Source organism: Janthinobacterium woesei, from assembly GCF_051380875.1.
In the GTDB taxonomy this organism is placed as follows: domain Bacteria; phylum Pseudomonadota; class Gammaproteobacteria; order Burkholderiales; family Burkholderiaceae_D; genus Janthinobacterium.
Genome location: NZ_JBNYXW010000003.1, coordinates 268116 through 290116, shown reverse-complemented (window position 1 = coordinate 290116; position 22001 = coordinate 268116). Strand labels below are relative to the sequence as shown.

The following is a 22001-nucleotide window of genomic DNA, read 5'->3' as shown; positions in this document are numbered from 1 at the left end:
CGATTAAACGACTAATCGAGTAAGCGCTGCAGGAATGCAGCGTCAGCTGTCCCAGGCCGGTGCAGCGGCGAGCGCGTGTGGCGCAGGAAAGCCGCGCACGCGGTAGCGCACGGGATAGCATTCGACTTCCTGCATCAGCTCGCCGCCGATGGCCAGCGCATCGTCCCACGCCAGCAACTTGGTGGCGCTGTCGCCGCCATTGTCCGCCGGCACCACCATGGCCACGATATCGGTGCGCGGCAGCAAGGTATCGACGCCACGGGTCCAGGTCGCCAGCGAGACCACACCCTCGCGCTCGCCCCCCTTCGACTGGAACAGCATGCAGGCGGCAACGCACACGTTCTCGCCGCGCTGCGCGTTGAGCTGGTCCCACTCTTGCTTCTGCTCGCCATAGTGATGTGCGCGCAGCATCGCCTGCAGGCGCGCCAGCGCTGCGGCGACCGCCGCGTCCGCGGGCTGGCAGGCGACAATTTTTCCATTGCGCACGCCATACATGGCGGGCGACACCTGCCGGCCCTCATCCTGCATCAGCTTGTCGGCCAGGGCAATCATCTGCAGCTGGCCCGCCACATTATGCGATGACGCCAGCAGGAAACGCCCGCGCGTGGGGATCATCACCAGCGGCTCGCCGCCCTGGCAGGCGCGGTACAGCAGGTCGGGCAGCAGCAGGCGCGAGGAATCGTAGGCATCGTGCCATTCGCCCATCAGCAAGCCATCGCCCAGCGCCAGGAAGCTGTGCGGCGTGCGCGCGCGCAGATTGTCCATCGCCGCCGCCAGCGCCTGCTCGAACGTCACGCCCCATTGCGCCAGCGTGGCCTGGCCGATGGTGGCCATGGACGACGCCGTGTCGTGGGCCAGCAAGATGAGCGCATCGTCGTCGAGCGCACGCCAGGCATCGGCCAGCGCCGGGCGCGGCGGCTGCTGCAGCGCCAGCAGGCGCAGATAATCACCCTGGCTGCGGCTGCGGATCATCGGCATCAGGTGCTCGCGGGCCTCGGCAAAGCTGGCCGGCAAGGCTGGCACGTCGATGCCGGCCAGGTGATTTTGCAGCACCTGCGTGCGCAGCTTGCGCGGCGCGGCGCAGTAATCGCGGTAGGCATGGTCCAGGTTGAAAATCTGCTGCGCATCGCTGCCAAATACGATGCGAAACGGCTGCGCTTCGTACAGACATTGCCGCGCCGGGTGGCGCTGGCGAACCTGGCGCAGCACGGCGTGCGCAAAGCCGTCAGGCGTCGGGCGGGCGCGAAAGAAATCGAAAAAACCCATGCTGCTCCAGTAATGACCGCACTAAAAATATGATGCTTGGCAAAAGAAATAGGCAAATTGGCAAATTGGCACTGTAAACGAAAACCTGGCCCGGCGAAACTGGCACACGCTGGTTTGCCACGGCAAATTAGGCAAGCCAATCTGGAGGATTTTGATCTACATCAATAAATTTGCCTGGACGACTCCTTACACTGATCTTCGTTCTTGCAATCGTGCAAGTCTCATTCACCAATTACCTATTCATTTGATCAGGAAGCCGCGACCATGCGCCAAAATTTGCCAGTGACTAACCGTGAAGTCCTCGTCCTGGACGATCAGGCCATCGTGTCGAAAACGGATATGAACGGCAATATCGTGTATGTGAACCCGTACTTCAGCCAGGTCAGCGGCTTTAGCGAGGCAGAACTGCTCGGTGCGCCACAAAACATCGTGCGCCACCCGGACATGCCGGCCGAGGCGTTTGCCGACCTGTGGGCCTCGATCCAGGCGGGCACGCCGTGGACGGGACTGGTCAAGAACCGCTGCAAGAACGGCGACTTTTACTGGGTGCGCGCCAACGTCACGCCGATTCGCGAAGCGGGCAAGACCACCGGCTACATGTCGGTGCGCGTGAAAGCCGACAAGGATCAGGTCAAGGCGGCCGAAGAAGCCTACGCGGCCATCCGCAGCAAGCAAGGCGGCAAGATCGTCATCAAGAACGGGCAGATCGTGCGCCCGGGCCTGGCGCACCTGCTGCACAGCCTGACGCACATGTCGCTCAACCTGCGCATCTGGATGGCGACGTCCATCGTCAACTGCATGCAATTGCTGGTGTGCATCATCAGCCTGTTCGCCAGCGGCGGCAAGATCACCAATTACGCCATCTTCGGCGCTACCCTGGTCGGTTTCCTGATCAACGTCTTCCTCTGGTACACCTTGCGCATTTCGGTGCTCAAACCGCTGGGCAAGGCCCTGAACGGTGCGCGGGCGATTGCCGCCGGCGACCTGTCGGGCAGTTTTGAGACGGAAAGCACCGATGAAATGGGGCAATTGCTGCGCGCGCTGCAGCAGATGAACAGCAACCTGATCGCCACCATCCGCGACGTGCGCATCAACGTGGAAACCATGGCCGTGGCAACCAGGCAAATCGCCGTCGGCAACATGGATTTGTCGGGCCGCACGGAATCGCAGGCAGCCAGCCTGGAAGAGACGGCGTCGAGCATCGAGGAATTCTCGTCCACCGTGAAACAGAATGCGGATAATTCCGTGCAGGCAAATGAATTGGCCGTGGCCGCCTCGAAAGTGGCCGTGCAGGGTGGCGAAATCGTCGCCGACGTGATCACCACCATGGACGAAATCAATACCTCGTCGAAGAAGATTGTCGACATCATCGGCCTGATCGAAGGCATCGCCTTCCAGACCAATATCCTGGCCCTGAATGCGGCCGTGGAAGCGGCCCGCGCCGGCGAGCAGGGCAGGGGTTTTGCCGTGGTGGCGGGCGAAGTGCGCAACCTGGCGCAGCGCTCGTCGGTGGCGGCGAAAGATATCAAGCAACTCATTGAAATTTCCGTCGGCAAGGTAGGCGCAGGCATGCTGCAGGTCAACCGCGCCGGCGCCACCATGGAGCAGGTGGTCAGCTCGGTCAAGCAGGTGACGGCCATCATGCAGGAAATTTCCATCGCCTCGCGCGAACAGAGCATCGGCGTCGACCAGGTCAACCAGGCCATCGCCCACATGGACCAGGTAACCCAGCAAAACGCGGCCCTGGTGGAGGAAGCGGCCGCAGCCGCCACGCGCCTGGCGGAAGAAGCGGCCAGCCTGTCGCAAGCCGTGAGCCTGTTCAATTTCGGCAAGATGCCGCCACCGCGCCGTGTCGCCATGCCCGGCGGCAAGACAGGCGCCGCAGGTTCAGCACATGCCGGCAAGAGCGCCGGCCTGAAACGCCTGGCCGCCTAAACCTTTCAAGACTGCCCCCATACCATGCCTACACTACTCAGCAGTGCTTCCACCGAACTGGACGCCGTCGTCGAATTCGACCCGGTCATCATCGGCAAGATGAGCCAGTCCGGCCCACGCTACACGTCCTACCCTACCGCCGACCGTTTTCATGCCGACTTTGGCTACGGCAATTTTCTTGAGGCCCTGGCTGCGCTGCGCCTGCGTGGCGGCCGCCGCCCCCTGTCGCTGTATGTGCACGTGCCGTTCTGCGACACCCTGTGCTACTACTGCGCCTGCAACAAGATCATCACCAAAGACCGCAGCAAGGCCGTTACTTATCTGAGCTATCTGAAGCAGGAAATCGCCATGCAGGGCAAGCTGTTTGCCGGCATGAACCAGATCGAGCAGCTGCACTTCGGCGGCGGCACGCCCACTTACCTGAGCGAAAAGCAGATGGACGACCTGATGGCGCATCTGCGCCAGCATTTCGAGTTCGCCTCCGATGAAGATGGCGAATATTCGATCGAAATCGACCCGCGCACGGTGTCGCGCGAGCGCGTCTTTTCGCTGCGCGCGCAAGGCTTCAACCGCATCAGCCTGGGCGTGCAGGATTTCGATGCCGACGTGCAAAAAGCCGTCAACCGCATCCAGCCGGAAGCGGAAACGGTGGCCATCATGCAGGCGGCGCGCGACGCCGGTTTTCGCTCGATCAGTATCGACCTGATCTACGGTTTGCCCAAGCAAAACCTGGCGACGATGACGGAAACCTTGCGCAAGGTCATCTCCGCCAGCCCCGACCGCATCGCCCTGTACCACTACGCGCACATGCCGCACCTGTTCAAGCCGCAGCGCCGCATCCTCGACGCCGACATGCCCGACAGCGCCACCAAGCTGGCCATGCTGGGCCTGTGCATCGCGCGCCTGACGGCCGCCGGCTATGTGTATATCGGCATGGACCATTTCGCCAAGCCAACGGACGACCTGGCCGTGGCGCAGCGCCAGGGCCGCTTGCACCGCAACTTCCAGGGCTATTCCACGCGCGCCGAAGCGGACCTGATCGCCTGCGGCGTGTCGGCCATCAGCTCGGTGGGCGCCGTGTATAGCCAGAACGAGAAAACGCTGGACGCCTACTATGAAAAGCTCGACGAAGGCGTGCTGCCGATCGCGCGCGGCATCAAGCTCGACACGGATGATTTATTGCGCCGTATCATCATCCAGATGCTGATGTGCAATTTCGAATTGTCGATCGCCAGCATCGAGCAGGCCCATCCCGTGACCTTCCGCAGCTATTTCGCCAGCGAACTGGACAAGCTACGCGAACTGGCGCGCGACGGCTTGCTGGTCATCGAGGAAGACTGGCTGACGGTGACGCCGAAAGGGCGCTTGCTGATCCGCAATATCTGCATGGTCTTCGACCGCTACCTGACCCTGGCGCGCGCCAATGCCGCGCCAGATGCTGTGCAGCCGCTGCGCTACTCGAAAACGGTGTAAGGCCACGCGATGAGCGCCCTGAGCCTCTTGCCGTTGTTCATGGTCGGCCTGGCCGGCAGCGTGCACTGCATCGGCATGTGCGGCGGCATCGTCAGTGCGCTGTCGCTCAGTGGCAGCGCCACGCCGGCACCGTTCCCCGGTCGCGCGGTGATCGCCATCGCCTTGGCGCGCCCCGCGCTGCAGGCAACGCTGCAAACAAACGTGCTGCGCGTGCTCGCGTACAACGGCGGGCGCATCGCCAGCTACATGCTGGCAGGCGCGGTGGCCGGTGGTATTGCCGGCGCCGGCATGCTCAAAATTGCTACGCTGCAAATGGCCGGCTACTGGCTGGCGAACCTGATGCTGGTCGCCCTGGGCCTGTATTTGATGGATGCCTGGCGCGGCCTGGCCCACCTGGAAGCGGCCGGCAATATCGTCTGGCGCCGCGTGCGTCCCCTGTTGAAACCGCTGATGCCGATGGATACCGCCTTGAAAGCGCTGGCCGTGGGCGGCCTGTGGGGCTGGGTGCCGTGCGGCATGGTCTACAGCGCCCTGCTAACGGCCATGCTGCAAGGCTCGGCACTGAACGGCGCAGCCGCCATGGCCGCCTTCGGCCTGGGCACCCTGCCCATGCTGTTCGGCATGGGACTGCTGGGCACGCGTTTGCGCGCGCAGCTGCAGCGCCGTCCCGTGCGCATCGCCAGCGGCGTGCTGGTGCTGGGCTTTGGCTTGCTGGGCCTGCTGCGCGCCGTCAATGGCGTGTCGCTGGGCTGGCTCGACGCCCTGTGCGTCACGGGCCATCCATGAAAAGAATCGCATGAATGCTGTTTTAAAACTCTCAGCCTGCTTCCACTGCGGCTTGCCCGTGCCCAGCGGCTCCAACTGGAACGTCAGCATCGACGACGCGCCGCGCGCCATGTGCTGCCCCGGCTGCGAGGCGGTAGCGCAAACCATCGTCGACATCGGCCAGAGCGCGTACTACCGCGAGCGCGACGAATACGCCGTCAACGCGTTTGATGCCACCATGCTGCCACCCGAATTGCGCCTGTACAGCAATGACGATGCGCAATTCGCGCGCGACGCCAGCAGTTGCGAGGCAACCCTGTCGGTCGAGGGCATCCGCTGCGCCGCCTGTGTCTGGCTGATCGAGCGCCAGCTAACGCGTTTGCCCGGCGTGCAGGCGGCCAGCCTGAACGTTGCCACCGAGCGCCTGTACGTACGCTGGAGCCGCGCCCAGTGCGAACCGGGCGATATCCTGCAAGCCGTGCGCCAGGTGGGCTACACGGCCTATCCGTACGACGCCGTGCGCCATGGCGAACGCCTGCAACAAGCCAGCAAGACCCTGGGCCGCCAGCTGTTCGTCGCCGGCCTGTCGATGATGCAGGTGATGATGTACGTGGCGCCCGCCTATTTGGCCGAGGATGGCACGCTGGACGACAACATGGCCAGCCTGATGCGCTGGGCCAGCCTGCTATTGACGTTACCGGCGATCTGCTATTCGGCCATGCCGTTTTTCCAGGGTGCCTGGGCCAGCCTGCGTGCGCGCACCCTGGGCATGGACGTGCCCGTGGCGCTGGGCATCCTGGCGGCGTTTTTCGGCAGCGTGGTGGCCACCTTCACGGGCCGCGGCGAGGTGTATTACGACTCGGCCACGATGTTCATCTTCCTTTTGCTGTGCAGCCGCTATTTCGAGCTGCAGGCGCGCCGCAAGGCCGCTTCCGCGCTGGAACGGCTGCAGCACGCCTTGCCCGCCTCGGCTTCGCTGATGGCCGGCTTTCCCGACAGCCGCGCCACCACCCTGGTGCCGGCCGGCAGCCTTGCCGTGGGCGACATCATTTTAGTGAAACCGGGCGAAGCGATTGCCGCCGACAGCGTCATCGTCGATGGCAACAGCGCGCTCGACCTGTCCTTGCTGACGGGCGAGAGCGCGGCGCAGCGCAGGAAAACCGGCGAACGGGTGCCGGGCGGGGCGATCAACGCCAGCGCAGCACTCATCTTGCGCGTATTGAAACCGGCGTGCGACAGCACCCTCTCCGATTTGCTGAAACTCATCGAACGGGCCGGCAGCGGCAAGCCGCAGATCGCCCAGTGGGCGGACAAGGTGGCTGCCTGGTTCGTGCTGGGCCTGCTGCTGTTTGCCGCCGCCGTGTTCGCTTTCTGGAGCTGGCATGATCCAGCGCAAGCCTGGCCCGTGGCCATTGCCGTGCTGGTCGTCTCGTGCCCGTGCGCGCTGTCGCTGGCCACGCCGTCGGCACTGGCGGCCGCCACCGACAGCCTGCTGCGGCGCGGCGTGCTGATCGTCCAGCCGCACGTACTGGAGACCCTGCACCGCGCCACCCACATCGTCTTCGACAAGACGGGCACCCTGACGCTGGGCCGGCCCGTACTGCAGCAAATCGAAGGACTGGGCAGCATGACGGAAGATGCTTGTTTGCAAGTGGCGGCGGCGCTGGAAGCGGGCAGCGCCCATCCGCTGGCGCAAGCGATCCTCGATGCGGCGTGCGCAGGCACGCCGAGCGCAGGCACGCCGAGCGAGCAACCGCGCGCGCATGCGCAGCACTTGCAGGAAGTGCAGGGGCAGGGCCTCGAAGGCGTGATCAGCGGCGTGCGCTACCGCCTGGGCAATGCAGCCTTTGTTGCCGCCATCGCCGGGCCGCCGCTGGGCGACACGGCCGTCGGCGTGCAGGGCATGACGCCGCTGTACCTCGGCATGCAGGGGCAGTGGCTGACGCGCTTTTTACTCAGCGATGCGCTGCGCCCGGAAGCGCGCGAAGTAGTCGACTATTTCCACTCGCGCGGCAAGCAGGTTGTGCTGCTGAGCGGCGACCAGGAAGCGCTGACGCAGGCCGTGGCGGCGCAACTGGGCATCGTCACGGCCTGCGGCGAGTGCCTGCCCGATGAAAAGCTCGATTTCGTGCAGCAATTGCAGGCGACTGGCGCCGTGGTGGTAATGGTGGGCGACGGCATCAACGACGCCGCCGTGCTGAGCGCAGCCGACGTTTCGTTCGCCATGGGTTCCGGCGCCGCGCTGGCGCAGGCGCATGCCGATACCGTCCTGCTCTCAAACCAGCTGCGCTCGGTGCTCGACACGGCGCAAACGGCCGCCCGCAGCATGCGCATCATCCACGAAAACCTGGGCTGGGCCACCTTGTACAACGTCACCGCCATCCCGGCCGCCGCGCTGGGTTTCCTGAACCCGTGGCTGTCCGGCGTCGGCATGGCCGCCAGCTCGGCCGTCGTCATCGCCAACGCCCTGCGCCTGCGGAAAAGTTGAAGCATGGAAGCCCTCTACCTCCTCATCCCCCTCAGCATCGTGGTCGTCTTCATCGCCCTGTGGGTCTTCTTCACGGCTTCGGATGGCGGCCAGTTCGACGACCTGGTGGGACCCGGCCTGCGCGTCTTGCAGGATGACGATACGCCACCAGCGGTACCACCGGCGCCTCAGCGCGAATAACCTTGCGAACCGGGCCGCGCATCGAAGCGCAAGCCCCACCAGGGCAGGAAGACGGTGTTGCCGCCGCGTGCGCGAAACCAGGGCTTGTCGTGATCGACGGGCCGCACCACGGCTGGCGGCGCCACCACCAGGGCCGTGACTTGCGCCGCATCGCTGGTGCCCGCCACCAGCACGGGCCGGCCCACGTGGTGTGCATGCGCGATGGCCAGCGCCACATTCGTCAGCGCCGTGCCGGCGCCCGTTTCGCCCAGCAAGGCCGGCATGTTAAAGGTCTGTTGATTGAAATCAAAGTCGGGCAATTGCTGCGTCAGGCTTTGCGCCAGAGGGCCGATGCGTTCGGACGACGCCGGAAAGGTGGTGCCAGCATCGTGGATGACATAGCCGATGGCGCTGTCGGAAAGCTGTGCATTCTTCGCGGCATCTTCAATCGCGCTGCTCCACGCCTGCACGGCGCGCGGAGATTGCCCCTTTTCAGCCTTGAAATCGGCGACACTGCGCGTGGCAGGAAAGCCCAGCCACGCCAGCGGTGCGCGCTGCGTTTTGTAGCCGGGGCCGGCCAGCACCAGCAAGACCATGTTTTCATTGATCTGCTCATCCTTGGGCGGATAGCTGGGCGCATCCCAGTTCATCACCCACACCGTCTTGTCGGGATGGGCTTGCAGATAGGCCAGGCCCGCCGCCAGTGACGTAAATCCCGCGTTGGCGCCGCCCATGGTCACGCGCACGTCGGGCGGCGTGGCCGTGGTCCAGGAATCGGGTGCATGGGGATTGCCAATGCTGAATGTATCGACAATCTCATCGCGCACATATTCTGCCGCTTCCACTGGATCGAGGCGTCCAGCGGGCAAGGCATATTCGACATGGATGCCAGCCAGTTCGCGTCGCGTAGATTTGTCGGTCAGCGAATGGGCATTGTAAAAATAATCTTCGTTAGAAAAGTAAATGTCATGAAACAACGTGATCAGTTCCTCCACGTACTTTTCGTGATATCCGTCTAATGTTTCTCGACCATTGTTACCCGAAGCAATCATGCCGATCGATTGCACCTTTCCAAAGCGCACAGGATTGTCTTTAACTTTGCTATCGTCCTTGTTCGGCTTGGCCAAGCCCAGTGTCCACAGCAATTGCCATTCGGTAGGATAGTCGCGCCGCTGCAGAGGATTGAGCCATTGCACCCCCACCACTTGGGCCATGTATGGCTGCGTAGACGCAGCGGCCGCGACAGCGGCAATCGGTGCGGCCACAGGCGCCTTGCTGGCGCAGGCCGACGTTAAAAAAAGGACGGCAAGCGCCAGCAAGGCTGGCATCAACAATAGTCGTTTCATTAGGAGTCCTTCTTCAAGAGGAGCATCGGGTGGCGAGGCCTGCAATACAGACCAGAGTGCAATGCCAAATGCAAGGCTGAATACGAACATGCACCAGCCCAGCCGGCGCGGAAAGGTAGCAATCAAATTGCGCATCAAGATGTCTCCGGACGCTTGTACATGCGCTCGTCCACAATTTCAGAAGGCATGCCCCCTGTGCTGCCATCACTTTGAACCCACTCCAATAAAGGCATCTTTTTAAACAAACCACGCTTGAAATATTCAAAAAAAATTCTGTTTGAATTACCCCTTTTTTCCAACTCCTTCAACAACCGCCAATCCGCAATCACCCTCAGTTCTTGCATCGCCTCTTCACCGATATGACACACCCCAATGGCCACGTCATACGCCAGCGCCTGCTCCGCATGCCTGGGATTCGTCAGAATGGTGGAATGGTCGGTCGCATGTGTGTCGCAGGTCGCCACCAGTTGGCGCTCGATTTCCTGCCTGCGCCATTGCCGGTAGTCCGGCGTGGCGGTGGACAGGTCATCTTCCATCCCCACCTTGGCACCATTGCTATAGAGCTTCTCGCGCCGGGCCTTCATGCGCAGGCGCGCATGGTCTTCGTAGCGCAGCCCCGCTTCGGTATCGCGGTTGCCTGCCGGCGTGCCGCCCAGTTCCGCATTTGCATAAGGATCATCTGCGCTGCGCGCCTTATCCGCATGGCGATGCGTGCCGGGTGGGTCGATATCCTGGTCGAACTGCGGGCTGGGCACGCCAAAGCGCACAGCTTGCGGTGTAAAAATTTCCGGCAAGACAGGTGCCGTCACGGGAATACGCCAATCGTCGGGCGGCACGGCGTGGATGGGGATCTTCAGCCACTTCATCAGCGCGGACGTGGTGGCGGCAGTACGCACGGTGGCCGCCTTGCCTTCCGCGCTGATACTGGCGCGCACGCCTTTGTCTGGATCGTATTTGGACATCGGCGAATGCGGAAACCAGAAGTCCGGGCTGCCCCGCTTGGGCTGGCGGTAATGGTTGCTCCAATAATCATAATCGCCGTGCTGGCCAACCGGATAGCCCTGCGCAAAGACGCGCTGGGTAAACACGCCGTCGCCGCGCGTGGCCTTGATTTCTTCGGCGCAAAGGCCCAGCCAGCCGATGCCCTGAATGGGCGTGGCGGAAATGACCTGATCGTGCGGATTGCAATACAGGGTGACGCGCCCGCGCGTCGATGGCTGTGGTCCGCAGGCATAGGCCGCCTTGTCCTTCTCCAGGGTGAAATCATGGCGCACATTGGCGGCCATGCGCGCCAGTGCGGCGGACAGGGGCGGCTCCTTGGCTTGGCCGCGCACGATGTCGAAGAACGCCTCCATGGTCTTGCGGCGCGCCTTGCCGCTTTGCCGGCCGACATTGCCATCGACATCCCTGACTTGCCCCTGCAGCCAGCCTTCCGTGTCATTGCGGCGCAACAAGCTGTAAGGCGGGTTGCACAAGACATAGGTATCAGCCACGCAGCGGCCACTTTTTCCCGCCGCATCCTGCACATCGGCCATCTTGTTGCCAAGAAACGCCGCCGCCATGCCCACCATATTGCCCTGGCTGTGGCAAACCAGGGTAATGGGCACATCGGCCTGCTGCTGGCGGATGGCCGCCACCAGGTGCGCCAGGCGCAAGGCGGCCAGCACGAAGTAGGGCCGCGGCGGACAGGCATACACGATGCGGTCGTTGACGGGGTTCAGATGCTCGATATGGATGAACAGGAAGAGGGCGTCCGACAAGCCTTCGCCCCACAGGTCCGGCAGCGAAGAGCAGCCATTCGCGAACGGGCCGCCGCCCCAGTAATCAAATTCGTTCAGGTAGACGGAATCGCCATATTTCTGTAGTTCCTTGGCGCTGGCCTTGTAGCCCCAGCGGAACTGGATCACGGGGGAAAAATGTGCCTGCGCCTGGATAAAAGTACTGGCCGCGTAATCGGGATCGACATAGCCATCATCGCTCAATTCGCTCCTGTAGCGCAGCGGCGTCAATTGCCCGGCCTGCGGCGTGGCATGGCACAGGTGCTCATCGCAGCGCTTCATGCGTGTATTCAAGCCCTTGCACAAGCCCTCTTCGGCCGCACGGTACCACTCGCCGTCGGAATTGACGCCATGCACGAAGATGATGATGCCCGGCGACGGCATTTGCTGCAGGCAATCGAGCAGGCAGTGGCTGAACAGCGTCGTACCCTCGGCCATGCCCACGACCAGGTCAACCTCTGGATCAAATGGATCGCGGCGCTCCGTCTCACCCATGGCTGGCCTTCATCGTGGCTGGACTGACCAGTCTAAGCCCTTGCTCATGCGCACGTTTTACGCCATATCAAGCAAGCTGTTGCGGAGATCTTGCCTGGCTTTTTTACCGGCATCGCGTTTTATTTCGATGCCACTTCGCTACGCTACTTTCATCTGGGGAATTTTGATCCACATCAAAGTTTTTTAGCGGTCAAACACTTACTCTCTGGCCATCATCATAAATAGTAATTCCAGGGAGAGTGTTTGTGGATCAATCGCTGAACTATAACTACAAGGTCGTGAAGCAATTCGCGGTCGCTACTGTGGTATGGGGCATCATCGGCATGCTGGTTGGCGTCATCATCGCCGCACAGCTGGCCTGGCCTGCCCTTAACCTCGACATACCGTGGCTCACATATGGACGCCTGCGTCCGCTGCACACGAATGCGGTGATTTTCGCCTTCGGCATCTGCGGCCTGTTCGCCACCTCGTACTACGTTGTGCAACGCACCTGCCAGGTGCGCCTGTTTTCCGACAAGCTGGCCGCCTTCACGTTCTGGGGCTGGCAAGCGGTGATCCTGTCCGCCGTCGTCAGCCTGCCGATGGGCCTCACGCGCGGCAAGGAATACGCCGAACTGGAGTGGCCCATTTCCATCCTCATCGCTGTCGTCTGGATCGCCTACGCCATCGTTTTCTTCGGCACCTTGATCAAGCGCAAGGTCAAGCACATCTACGTGGCCAACTGGTTCTTCGGCGCCTACATCCTGGCCGTGACGATCTTGCACGTGGTCAATGGCGCCGTCATGCCGGCCTCGGCCACCAAGTCGTATTCCGCCTACAGCGGCGTGCAGGACGCCATGATCCAGTGGTGGTACGGGCATAACGCGGTGGGCTTCATCCTGACCGCCGGCTACCTGGGCATGGTCTACTACTTCATTCCCAAGCAGGCCGAGCGCCCCGTGTACTCGTACCGCCTGTCGATCGTCCACTTCTGGGCGCTGATCTTCACCTATATGTGGGCCGGCCCGCACCATTTGCACTACACGGCCTTGCCGGACTGGACGCAATCGATCGGCATGGTCTTCTCGCTGGTGCTGCTGGCGCCAAGCTGGGGCGGCATGATTAACGGCATGATGACCCTGTCGGGCGCCTGGCACAAGCTGCGCACCGACCCGATCCTGAAATTCATGATCGTCTCGCTGTCGTTCTACGGCATCGCCACCTTCGAAGGTCCGATGATGTCGATCAAGACCATCAATTCGCTGTCGCACTACACCGACTGGACTGTTGCCCACGTGCATGCGGGCGCCCTGGGCTGGGTCGGCTTCATCACCATGGGTTCGATCTACTACCTGCTGCCGCGCCTGGCGGGCCGCACGCAGATGCACAGCACGCGCCTGGTCGACGTGCACTTCTGGGTGGCCACCATCGGCATCGTGCTGTATATCGCCGCCATGTGGATCGCCGGCGTGATGCAGGGCCTGATGTGGCGCGCAGTCAACCCGGACGGCACCCTGACCTACACCTTCGTCGAAGGCGTGAAAGCCACGTATCCGTACTACGTGGTGCGCGTCGGCGGCGGCCTGCTGTACCTGGCCGGCATGTGCGTCATGGGCTACAACACCTGGATGACCTTGCGCGGCAGCAAATTGCCCGTCGCCCGCATCCCGGAACTGAACGCGGCGCACGCCTGATAGGAGCGAAAGCAAATGAAATTTTCACATGCATGGATTGAAAAAAACCCCTGGCTGCTGATCGCCCTGGTCACGGTAGTGATCAGCATCGGCGGCGCTGTCGAGATCGTTCCCCTGTTCTTCCAGAAGAGCACCACGGAACCCATCGCCGGCTTGAAGCCATACTCGCCGCTGCGCCTAGCGGGGCGCGACATTTATGTGCGCGAAGGCTGCTACAACTGCCACTCGCAGATGATACGTCCGCTGCGCGCGGAAACGGAGCGCTATGGCCATTATTCGGTGGCCGGCGAGTTCGTGTATGACCGGCCGTTCCAGTGGGGTTCCAAGCGCACGGGGCCCGACCTGGCCCGCGTGGGCGCGCGCTACAGCGATGAATGGCACCGCACGCACTTGAACAACCCGCGCGACGTGGTGCCCGAGTCGAACATGCCGTCCTACCCGTGGCTGGCGAAAGCCAGGCTGGTGCCCGACGAGATCATGCCGAAGATGCGCGCGCTGCGCCGCCTGGGCGATCCGTACAGCGACGCGGAAATCGCCGCCGCACCGGCCCAGCTGCAAGACAAGACGGAAGAAGACGCCCTGGTTGCCTATCTGCAAGGCCTCGGTACATTAATCAAGACAAGGAATTAGCATGGCAATCGACAACCTGTTTGACAGCGCCAGCAGCGTCATGACGGTAGTTTCCTTTACAACCTTCATGGGCATCCTGTGGTGGACGTTCAGCCGCAGCAATAGCGACTTCGACGCGGCGGCGCACCTGCCGTTCGCCGACGACGCGCTGGACCAGCCGGCTGCGGCCGCGCCAGTGCCAGAAAAGGAGCGCAACCATGGCTGACTTTACCAGCGGTTTCTGGAATATCTACATCATCGTGCTGTCCCTGCTGGGCATCATCGGCTGCGGCGTGCTGCTGTACTCGCAGTCGAAGGTCACGCTGATCCCTGGCGCGCCCACCGACGGCACCACGGGCCACGTCTGGGACGAGGACTTGAAGGAACTCAACACGCCCATGCCGCGCTGGTGGATGTGGCTGTTCTACATCACCATCGTCTTCGCACTGGCCTATCTGTACCTGTATCCGGGCCTGGGCAACTACGCCGGTAGCCTGGGCTGGAAATCGACGGGCCAGTACGCAGAAGAGCTGAAAAAGGCGGAAGCCGACTACGGCCCCCTGTTCAACAAGTATCTGGGCCAGGACTTGAAGACGGTGGCCGCCGATCCGCAGGCGCAAGCCATCGGCCAGCGCCTGTTCCTCACCTATTGCGCGCAATGCCACGGTTCGGATGCGCGCGGCAACAAGGGCTTCCCCAACCTGACCGACAAGGATTGGCTGTATGGCGGCGAACCAGACGTCATCAAGACCACCATCCTGCATGGCCGCAATGGCCAGATGCCGCCGATGGGTGCCGCCCTGGGCTCGGAAAAGGATGTCGAGAACGTGGCCCATTATGTGCTGAGCCTGTCCGGTTCCACCGCCGACCCCGTCAAGTCGGTGCTGGGCAAGGCCAAGTTCGGCGCCTGCATGGCTTGCCACGGTGCGGACGCCAAGGGCAACCAGATGCTCGGCGCGCCCAACCTGACGGACAAGACCTGGCTGTATGGCGGCAGCGCCGATACCATTATGGAAACCATCCGCAAGGGGCGCAGCAACACCATGCCGGCCTTTAACGATTTCCTTGGGGAATCAAAAGTGCATGTGCTGTCGGCCTATGTCTGGAGCCTGTCGAATCCCCAGGCGCCCGTGAAATGATGTGATGGAACCTCAAGTCATCCAGATGTATGCGGCCCGCGAGCAGATCTACCCTCGCGAGGCCAAAGGACGCTACGCTACCTGGCGATGGGTATGCGTCTGGCTTACCCAGCTGGCGTTCTACGGCTTGCCGTGGTTGACCTGGAATGGCAGGCAAGCCCTGCTGTTCGATTTGACCACGCGCAAGTTCTACATTTTCGGCGTCGTGCTGTGGCCGCAGGATTTCATCTACCTGGCGGCCCTGCTGATCATCTGTGCGTATTTACTGTTCCTCGTCACGGCCATTGCCGGGCGGGTGTGGTGCGGCTTTTCCTGCCCGCAAACGGTGTACACGGAAATCTTCCTGTGGGTCGAACGCAAGATCGAAGGCACGCGCAGTGCCCGCATGGCCCTCGACAAGCAGGGTCCGTCGCTGCACAAGGCAGCTAAGAAGACGGCCAAGCACCTGGCGTGGGGCGCCATCGCCCTGTGGACGGGCTTTACCTTCGTTGGCTACTTCACGCCCATCAAGGAACTGGCGCACGCGGTCACCACCTTGAATTTCGGTCCCTGGGAATGGTTCTGGGTCTTGTTCTACAGCCTGGCAACCTACGGCAACGCGGGCTGGCTGCGCGAGCAGGTGTGCAAATACATGTGCCCCTACGCGCGTTTCCAGAGCGCCATGTTCGACCAGGATACCCTGATCATCACCTACGATGCCAAGCGGGGCGAACCGCGCGGCGCGCTGAGCAAGAAAGCCGGCAACAACGACAAGCTGGGCGACTGCATCGACTGCACCCTGTGCGTGCAAGTGTGTCCGACTGGCATCGATATCCGCAACGGCCTGCAGTATGAATGCATCGGCTGCGCCGCCTGCGTGGACGCCTGCAACAGCGTGATGGACAAGGTCGACCGGCCACGCGGCCTGGTACGCTACAGTACCGACCACGCGCTGGAAAACAACTTCAATGCGCAGCAGATCCGCCAGCGCGCCATGCGCCCGCGCGTACTGATCTATTCCGCCATCCTGGCCCTGATCATCATCGCCGTGGCGACCTCGCTGTTCCTGCGCACGCCGCTGAAAATGGACGTCATCCGCGACCGTGGCTCGATGGGACGCGAAGTGGAAGATGGCATGATCGAAAACGTCTACCGCCTGCAGATCATGAATACCTCGGAGCAGCGCCAGCACTTCAGGATCAGCGTTGCCGGCTTGCCCGGCCTGGCCCTGCTGACGCGCGATGAAGTTACCCTGCAGCCGACCGAAACGCTGGGCTGGCCCATCCGCCTGCGCGTGCCGCACGGCGTCGGGGAAAAGGGTTCGAACAAGATCAGCATCGAGCTGCAATCGCTGGACGATCCATCGCTGCATGTGCGCGAAAGCGCCGTGTTCATCGTGCCGCGCTAACAAGGAAAGGCGTGTTTTTGAGGGCTGACCCCAGAATATGCCGCCACAAGGAGAAATAGCATGTCGGAAAGTATCAAGCTGCAAGCCCCCGTGGAACCCTGGTACAAGCACCGCTGGCCGTGGCTGCTGATGGTGGGGCCCGGGCTGTCCGTCATCGTCGGCAGCTTCATGGGCTATATCGCGTTTACGCAGCCGGACGCGCTGGTGGTGGGCGACTATTACAAGCAGGGCAAGGCGATCAACCAGGACTTGCGGCGCGATACGGCCGCCAGCAACCTGGCCATGTCGACCAGCCTGACCTATGATGTAGCTGCAGCGCGCCTGACCGGTTCCGTGCAAAGCTTCGGCAAGGCTTACCCGGCGCCTTTGCTGCTGCACCTGGCGCATGCCACCTTGCCCGAAAAGGATATCAAGCTGCTGGTGCAGCCCGATGCGGCCGGCAACTTTTCGGTGGCGCTGCCGATGTTAGAGCGCAGCCGCTGGCAAGTGCTGGTGGAAAACAACGCGCGCGAATGGCGCTTGTCAGGCATCTGGACCTGGCCTTTGCAGCGCAGCATCGCGCTGCATGCGGATGAAGAACTATAAGGTACAGCACCGTTATTATTTGCAGGTGTCCGTGCCGGCCGTAATGGCCTTCAATTTTGCTGGCTGCAGGATTTCAATCTCGCGGTTCGACACGCGCAGCCAGCCTTCTTTCTTGAACTTCGACAATAAGCGGCTGACGCTTTCGATGGTCAAGCCCAGGTAATTGCCAATTTCCTCGCGCGACATGCGCAGCTGGAAGTTGCTGCCCGAATAGCCGCGTGCCTCGTAGCGCGAGGCCAGGTTGACGATGAAGGCGGCAAAGCGCTGCGTCGCCTGCATATTGCCCAGCAACAGCATGACGCTTTGCTCGCGCGTGATTTCCTGGCTCATCATGCGGTGGAAATGGCGCAGCAGGGTCGGTATACTGCCCAGCAATTGTTCCAGGCTGGAAAACGGAATTTCACACACTTCGCTGTCTTCCAGCGCCACCGCGTTGCAATGGTGGCGGTCGGCGCTGATGGCGTCCATGCCCAGCAATTCGCCAGCCATCTGGAAACCCGTCACCTGCTCGTCGCCGCCCGGATTGATCTGGTACGTCTTGAAGTGGCCCAAACGGATCGCGTACAGGTTCTGGAACGAATCGCCGATGCGGAACAGCAAGGCGCCACGCGCGACCTTGCGGCGCCGGCCGATGATCTGGTCCAGCCGGTCCATATCACCCACATCGAGCCCCATCGGCAGGCACAATTGATGCATGCTGCACGTCGAGCATCGGGCACGCAACGCCTCCACGGTCACTGCGGGCAAGGCTGGAGAGAGTAGCGCTTCTGTCATGTCAGTACCTTTTATAAAATGCAATAACAAGTTTACTGCATAGTGCGTTGCCATGTGCCAATTTCGCGGAAATTCACCGCAATTCGCCCTAATTTCGCTGAATAAACGACGTTCTGCATTTAATTTTATGCCGACATCCTCTAAAGCCTGCTCCACAGCGCAAAATTACACGCCCCACGCTTGCCAAGTTGATGTATTGATAGGAAAATTCCTGACAGCATTATCTGCCGCCTGTACCGCCCGGTACTCAAAAGGAAATCATGAAGCCTCTCGGCATTAAAGCAAAAGTCGCGCTGGCCACCAGCCTGACCTCGATCGCCATGATCGCCCTGGTGACGATGGTCCAGGTGAAACACATGCGCGACGATTTCACGCAAGTCTTGCTGAGCCAGCAAACGGCGCTGATCGAGCGCACGGCCGAAGAACTCGATGACAAGCTGGCCATGCTGCTCGACATCATCACCCAGACCGCGCGCCACCAGCCACCCGCCCTGATGGATGACCCGGCGCAATTGCGCCACTACTACACGCAGCGCGCCATGCTGGCCCTGTTCGACGACGTGCTGGTGCTCGATACGCAGGGCAAGGTGGTCGCCGACGTGCCCGAAGTGCAGGGGCGCAACGGCACGGACGTGGCCGACCGCGCATACTTCCAGACGGTGATGCGCACGAAAAAAGCCATGATCACCGAGCCGATGCTGGGCAAGACCAGCCATTTGCCCATCGTGCAGATGGTCGCCCCCGTGCTCGACAAGGATGGCGAGGTGGCCGGCATCGTGATCGGCGTGCTGCGCCTGTACAAGGACAATATGCTCGGCCATTTGCGCACGGCCAAGGTGGGCAAGAGCGGCTATTTCTTCATCCTCACGCGCGAGGCCGTGCCGCGCTACGTGCTACACCCGGATGCCAGCCGGCTGCTGCAGCCGCGCGCGCCCAACGCCAACCAGATCACCACGCAGTTGCTCAAGGATGGTGGCGAAGGCAGCATGGTCAGCACCAACAGCGGTGGCACCACGGCCGTCAACAGCTTCAAGCGACTGAAATCCGTGAACTGGCTGCTGGCCGCCTCGCTGCCCGTGACCGACGCGTTTGAACCGTTCAACGGCGTGCTGTACCGGCTGGTGCTGTGGAGCATCTGCGCTTCGCTGCTGGCCGCTGCCGTGCTGGCCTGGCTGACCGTACGGCTGCTGTCGCCGCTGGTGCGCCTGCGCAATACCTTGCTGTCGCTGCGCGCTTCCGGCAGCCGCTTCACGCCCGTGCCGGTGCTGCAGCGCGACGAAATCGGCGAGCTGACGGAAGCGTTCAACGGCCTGATGAGCGAACGCGACCGGCTGCAGCAGGAGCTCGAGGCGCGCGCGGCAGAGCTGGAGCGGGAACGCGACCGGGCCGAGGCGGCGAACCGCGCCAAGAGCGATTTCGTGGCCAACATGAGCCATGAAATCCGCACGCCCCTGAACGCCGTGCTGGGCATGGTGTATCTGCTGGGAAATACCAAGCTCAACACCGAGCAGCGCAAGTATCTGACCATGGTACGCGTGGCGGGCCAGTCGCTATTGGGCATCCTCAACGATGTGCTCGATTTTTCCAAGATCGAGGCGCGCCGCATGGATCTCTCGCCCGTCGAGTTCGACCTCGATGAAGTCATGAATACGCTGGCAACGACGATGACCATGAATGCCGGCGAGAAAGAACTGGAACTGGCCATCGCCGTCGAACCGGACGTGCCGCGCCGCCTGGTGGGCGACGCCCAGCGCTTGCAGCAGATCCTCGTCAACCTGGCCGGCAATGCCATCAAATTTACCGGCAGCGGCGAAGTGGTGGTGGCCGTCAGCCTGGCCGAAAGCAAGCACGGGCGCGCCTGGCTGCGCTTCGAAGTGCGCGACACGGGCATCGGCATGACGGCCCAGCAGCAGGCCCAGCTGTTTACGGCCTTTTCGCAGGGCGATCAAAGCATTACGCGGCGCTTCGGCGGCACCGGGCTGGGCCTGGCCATCAGCAAGCACCTGATCCACATGATGGGCGGCGAGATCGCCGTGGCCAGCAGCGAGGGCAAGGGCAGCCGCTTCTGGTTCAGCGTGCCGTTCGAGGTGCTCGAACAGCCGGCCGGGGCGCGCCGCACGCCGGCCCTGGGTCCGCTGCGCCTGCTCGTGGCCGATGACAACCGCACCACGCGCGAGCTGATCGTCAAGCTGATCCACGCCTGGGGCTGGAGTGCCGATGAAGTGGACTCCGGCTTTGCCGCCATCGAGCTGTACCGCGAGCGCCTGGCCCAGCAGCAGCCCTACGACGTGGTGCTGGCCGACTGGCACATGCCCGTGATGGACGGCCTGGCCACGGCCAAGGCCATCCGCCAGGCCGCTGCCGGCCAGCGCCAACCCATCGTGGTGATGGTCAACGCCTTCGCGCGCAATCGCCTGGAAGAAATTTCCAGCGCGGCCGAGGCCGATGTCGTCCTGATGAAGCCGATCACCGGGTCGAGCCTGTTCGACGCCCTGCACCAGGCGCTCATCGCCAAGGAGGAGGTGGGCGGCGAGCAGCGCATGCTGCAGCCGCCGCTGGGCACGGAACTGGCCGGCGTGCATTTCCTGCTGGTGGAAGACAATCATTTGAACCAGGCCGTGGCGCGCGGCATCCTGGAACACATGGGCGCCACCCTGGACGTGGTGGGCGACGGCTTGCAGGCGGTGGAACGGCTGCGCACGGAAGCGCTGCGCTACGACATCGTGCTGATGGATATGCAGATGCCCGTCATGGATGGCTTCAGCGCCACCCAGCTGATCCGCACTGAACTGCGCCTGAACCTGCCCGTGATCGCCATGACGGCCGGCGTGCTGGCCTCCGAGCGCGAACGCTGCATGACGGCCGGCATCACCGATTTCATCGCCAAGCCCGTGGTGGTGGAAGAGATGATGGAAGTCATCCTGCGCCACCTGCCGAAACGTCCGCCCGCGCAGGTGGCCGGTGCGGCGGCGCCCGTCGACGACGAAGTGTTTTCCATGGCCGCGCTGATGCGCGTGATGGGACGCGATGCGAAGGGGCGCGGCGTGCTGCGGCGCATGGTGGAAGATGCGCTGAACAAGGGCCTGACGCCCGTGCGGGAGGCGCAAACAGCCTTGCAGACAGGCCGCCACAGCGACGTGACGCGCATCTTGCACGGCGTGCGCGGCTCCGTGGGCACCCTGGGCACGAAGCGCTTGATACGCGCCGCGTTCGCCACCGAGGAAGCCATCGATGCGGGCCGCATCGACGAGGTGCCGGCACTGCTGGCGGCCGTGGGAGAGGAACTGGAACAGGCGCTGGCGGCCGCGCGCGAGTGGCTAGCACACCTGCACGATTAGCGTTAAGCGGGCACGCCCAGGATCACGCTGGAAGCTTTAAAAATCGCCGTCACGCTGCTGCCGATGGCAATGCCCAGGTCCGTGCTGCTCTGGTTGGTGATGATGGCGGCAATCGTGCCGCCGCGCGGCAAGTCGAGCACCACTTCCGTGTTGACGGCGCCCGTCTGCACGCGGATGACGCTGCCGGCCAGCTGGTTGCGGGCGGAAAAACGCGCGCCGTCACTGTCGGCCACGAGGATGATGGACGAGGCCTTGATCAGCGCGAACGCTTCCACGCCGGCGGCCAGGCCCAGGCTTTCGCTGCTGCTCTGCGTGACGATGGCGACGATGTGCTGGCCGCCCGGCAATTTCAGGGTGACTTCGTCGTTCACGGCGCCCGTCTTGAGTTCGGCAACCTTGCCCAGGAATTGATTGCGTGCCGTGGTTTTCATGGCCATTCTCCGTATGAGTAACAAATCGTCGGCAATGCCTTCCGCCTGGCTGCCCAGCTGGCGCAGGTAGCGCGCATGCTCGCGCTCGATGATGCGGAAATTGTCGACCAGCTGGCGCCCCCGTTGCGTCAGGTGTGTGCCGCCGCCGCCCTTGCCGCCCGTCAGGCGCTCGACCAGCGGCTCGCCGGCCAGGTTGTTCATGGCGTCGATGGCGTCCCAGGCCGCCTTGTAGCTCATCTTGACGGCTTTCGCCGCCTGCGTGATGGAGCCGCACTCGGCAATGGCGCCCAGCAACGCCACGCGGCCGGCGCCGCCCAGGTGTTCGCCGCCCACCGTCATCCATACCGAGCCTTGCAGGCC

17 protein-coding genes are annotated in these 22001 nt (G+C 62.7%); 12 read left to right on the top strand and 5 right to left on the bottom strand.

The window, feature by feature from the left end; translation table 11 throughout:
- Positions 1–42: 42 nt before the first annotated feature.
- The gene (locus ACQ4W6_RS04630; protein WP_436566003.1) at positions 43–1266 is read right to left on the bottom strand and encodes a DUF1444 domain-containing protein; all 1224 of its coding nucleotides are present in this window, start codon (positions 1264–1266) and stop codon (positions 43–45) included.
- Positions 1267–1530: 264 nt separating this feature from the next.
- On the opposite strand from ACQ4W6_RS04630, the gene ACQ4W6_RS04625 reads away from it, so the two are divergent.
- From ACQ4W6_RS04625 to ccoS, 5 genes are read left to right on the top strand one after another with little or no spacing between them, the layout of a single operon-like run.
- Positions 1531–3201: a methyl-accepting chemotaxis protein gene (locus ACQ4W6_RS04625; protein WP_436566002.1), complete on the top strand. Its 1671-nt coding sequence runs from the start codon at positions 1531–1533 to the stop codon at positions 3199–3201.
- A 24-nt stretch (positions 3202–3225) separates the two neighbouring features.
- On the top strand, positions 3226–4674 hold the full coding sequence (gene hemN, locus ACQ4W6_RS04620; protein WP_436566001.1) for an oxygen-independent coproporphyrinogen III oxidase: 1449 nt from the start codon (positions 3226–3228) through the stop codon (positions 4672–4674).
- A gap of 9 nt (positions 4675–4683) precedes the next feature.
- Positions 4684–5460: a sulfite exporter TauE/SafE family protein gene (locus tag ACQ4W6_RS04615; RefSeq protein ID WP_436566000.1), complete on the top strand. Its 777-nt coding sequence runs from the start codon at positions 4684–4686 to the stop codon at positions 5458–5460.
- Positions 5461–5470: 10 nt separating this feature from the next.
- Positions 5471–7927, top strand: coding sequence for a heavy metal translocating P-type ATPase (locus ACQ4W6_RS04610; RefSeq protein WP_436565999.1), 2457 nt, complete (start codon positions 5471–5473; stop codon positions 7925–7927).
- Between the two features lie 3 nt (positions 7928–7930).
- The gene (gene ccoS, locus ACQ4W6_RS04605; protein ID WP_436565998.1) at positions 7931–8107 is read left to right on the top strand and encodes a cbb3-type cytochrome oxidase assembly protein CcoS; all 177 of its coding nucleotides are present in this window, start codon (positions 7931–7933) and stop codon (positions 8105–8107) included.
- On the opposite strand, the gene ACQ4W6_RS04600 is transcribed toward ccoS, so the two are convergent.
- Both ACQ4W6_RS04600 and ACQ4W6_RS04595 read right to left on the bottom strand, forming a co-directional pair.
- A complete protein-coding gene (locus ACQ4W6_RS04600; protein ID WP_436565997.1) occupies positions 8095–9567 on the bottom strand; it encodes a virulence factor in 1473 nt (490 codons plus the stop codon). The two genes, ccoS and ACQ4W6_RS04600, sit on opposite strands and share 13 nt — an antisense overlap.
- On the bottom strand, positions 9567–11705 hold the full coding sequence (locus ACQ4W6_RS04595; RefSeq protein WP_436565996.1) for a T6SS effector phospholipase Tle3 domain-containing protein: 2139 nt from the start codon (positions 11703–11705) through the stop codon (positions 9567–9569). Before ACQ4W6_RS04595 ends, ACQ4W6_RS04600 begins: the two co-directional genes overlap by 1 nt.
- A 245-nt stretch (positions 11706–11950) precedes the next feature.
- On the opposite strand from ACQ4W6_RS04595, the gene ccoN reads away from it, so the two are divergent.
- Genes ccoN through ACQ4W6_RS04565 form a run of 6 tightly spaced genes read left to right on the top strand, consistent with a single transcriptional unit; the run spans position 11951 to position 17098 of the window.
- Positions 11951–13378 (top strand): cytochrome-c oxidase, cbb3-type subunit I, encoded by a 1428-nt coding sequence (gene ccoN / locus ACQ4W6_RS04590; protein ID WP_436565995.1) that lies wholly within the window; start codon positions 11951–11953, stop codon positions 13376–13378.
- 15 nt (positions 13379–13393) lie between these two features.
- Positions 13394–14008 (top strand): cytochrome-c oxidase, cbb3-type subunit II, encoded by a 615-nt coding sequence (gene ccoO / locus ACQ4W6_RS04585; protein ID WP_436565994.1) that lies wholly within the window; start codon positions 13394–13396, stop codon positions 14006–14008.
- 1 nt (position 14009) lies between these two features.
- Positions 14010–14213, top strand: coding sequence for a cbb3-type cytochrome oxidase subunit 3 (locus tag ACQ4W6_RS04580; protein ID WP_436565993.1), 204 nt, complete (start codon positions 14010–14012; stop codon positions 14211–14213).
- Positions 14206–15126 (top strand): cytochrome-c oxidase, cbb3-type subunit III, encoded by a 921-nt coding sequence (gene ccoP, locus ACQ4W6_RS04575; RefSeq protein ID WP_436565992.1) that lies wholly within the window; start codon positions 14206–14208, stop codon positions 15124–15126. Before ACQ4W6_RS04580 ends, ccoP begins: the two co-directional genes overlap by 8 nt.
- A 4-nt stretch (positions 15127–15130) precedes the next feature.
- Positions 15131–16513 carry a cytochrome c oxidase accessory protein CcoG gene (gene ccoG, locus ACQ4W6_RS04570; protein ID WP_436565991.1) on the top strand — a complete coding sequence of 461 codons (1383 nt, stop codon included), beginning with the start codon at positions 15131–15133 and terminating at the stop codon, positions 16511–16513.
- Between the two features lie 60 nt (positions 16514–16573).
- Entirely contained in the window at positions 16574–17098 is a 525-nt protein-coding gene (locus tag ACQ4W6_RS04565) for a FixH family protein (RefSeq protein WP_436565990.1), read from the top strand.
- Positions 17099–17113: 15 nt separating this feature from the next.
- On the opposite strand, the gene fnr is transcribed toward ACQ4W6_RS04565, so the two are convergent.
- Entirely contained in the window at positions 17114–17872 is a 759-nt protein-coding gene (gene fnr, locus ACQ4W6_RS04560) for a fumarate/nitrate reduction transcriptional regulator Fnr (protein ID WP_436565989.1), read from the bottom strand.
- Between the two features lie 260 nt (positions 17873–18132).
- On the opposite strand from fnr, the gene ACQ4W6_RS04555 reads away from it, so the two are divergent.
- Positions 18133–21210, top strand: a complete 3078-nt coding sequence (locus tag ACQ4W6_RS04555) for a HAMP domain-containing sensor histidine kinase (protein ID WP_436565988.1) — start codon at positions 18133–18135, stop codon at positions 21208–21210.
- Positions 21211–21212: 2 nt separating this feature from the next.
- Here ACQ4W6_RS04555 and ACQ4W6_RS04550 read toward each other — a convergent pair whose 3' ends face one another.
- Complete coding sequence (locus ACQ4W6_RS04550) at positions 21213–21980, bottom strand: TOBE domain-containing protein (protein WP_436566056.1); 768 nt, start codon at positions 21978–21980, stop codon at positions 21213–21215.
- Positions 21981–22001: the final 21 nt, after the last annotated feature.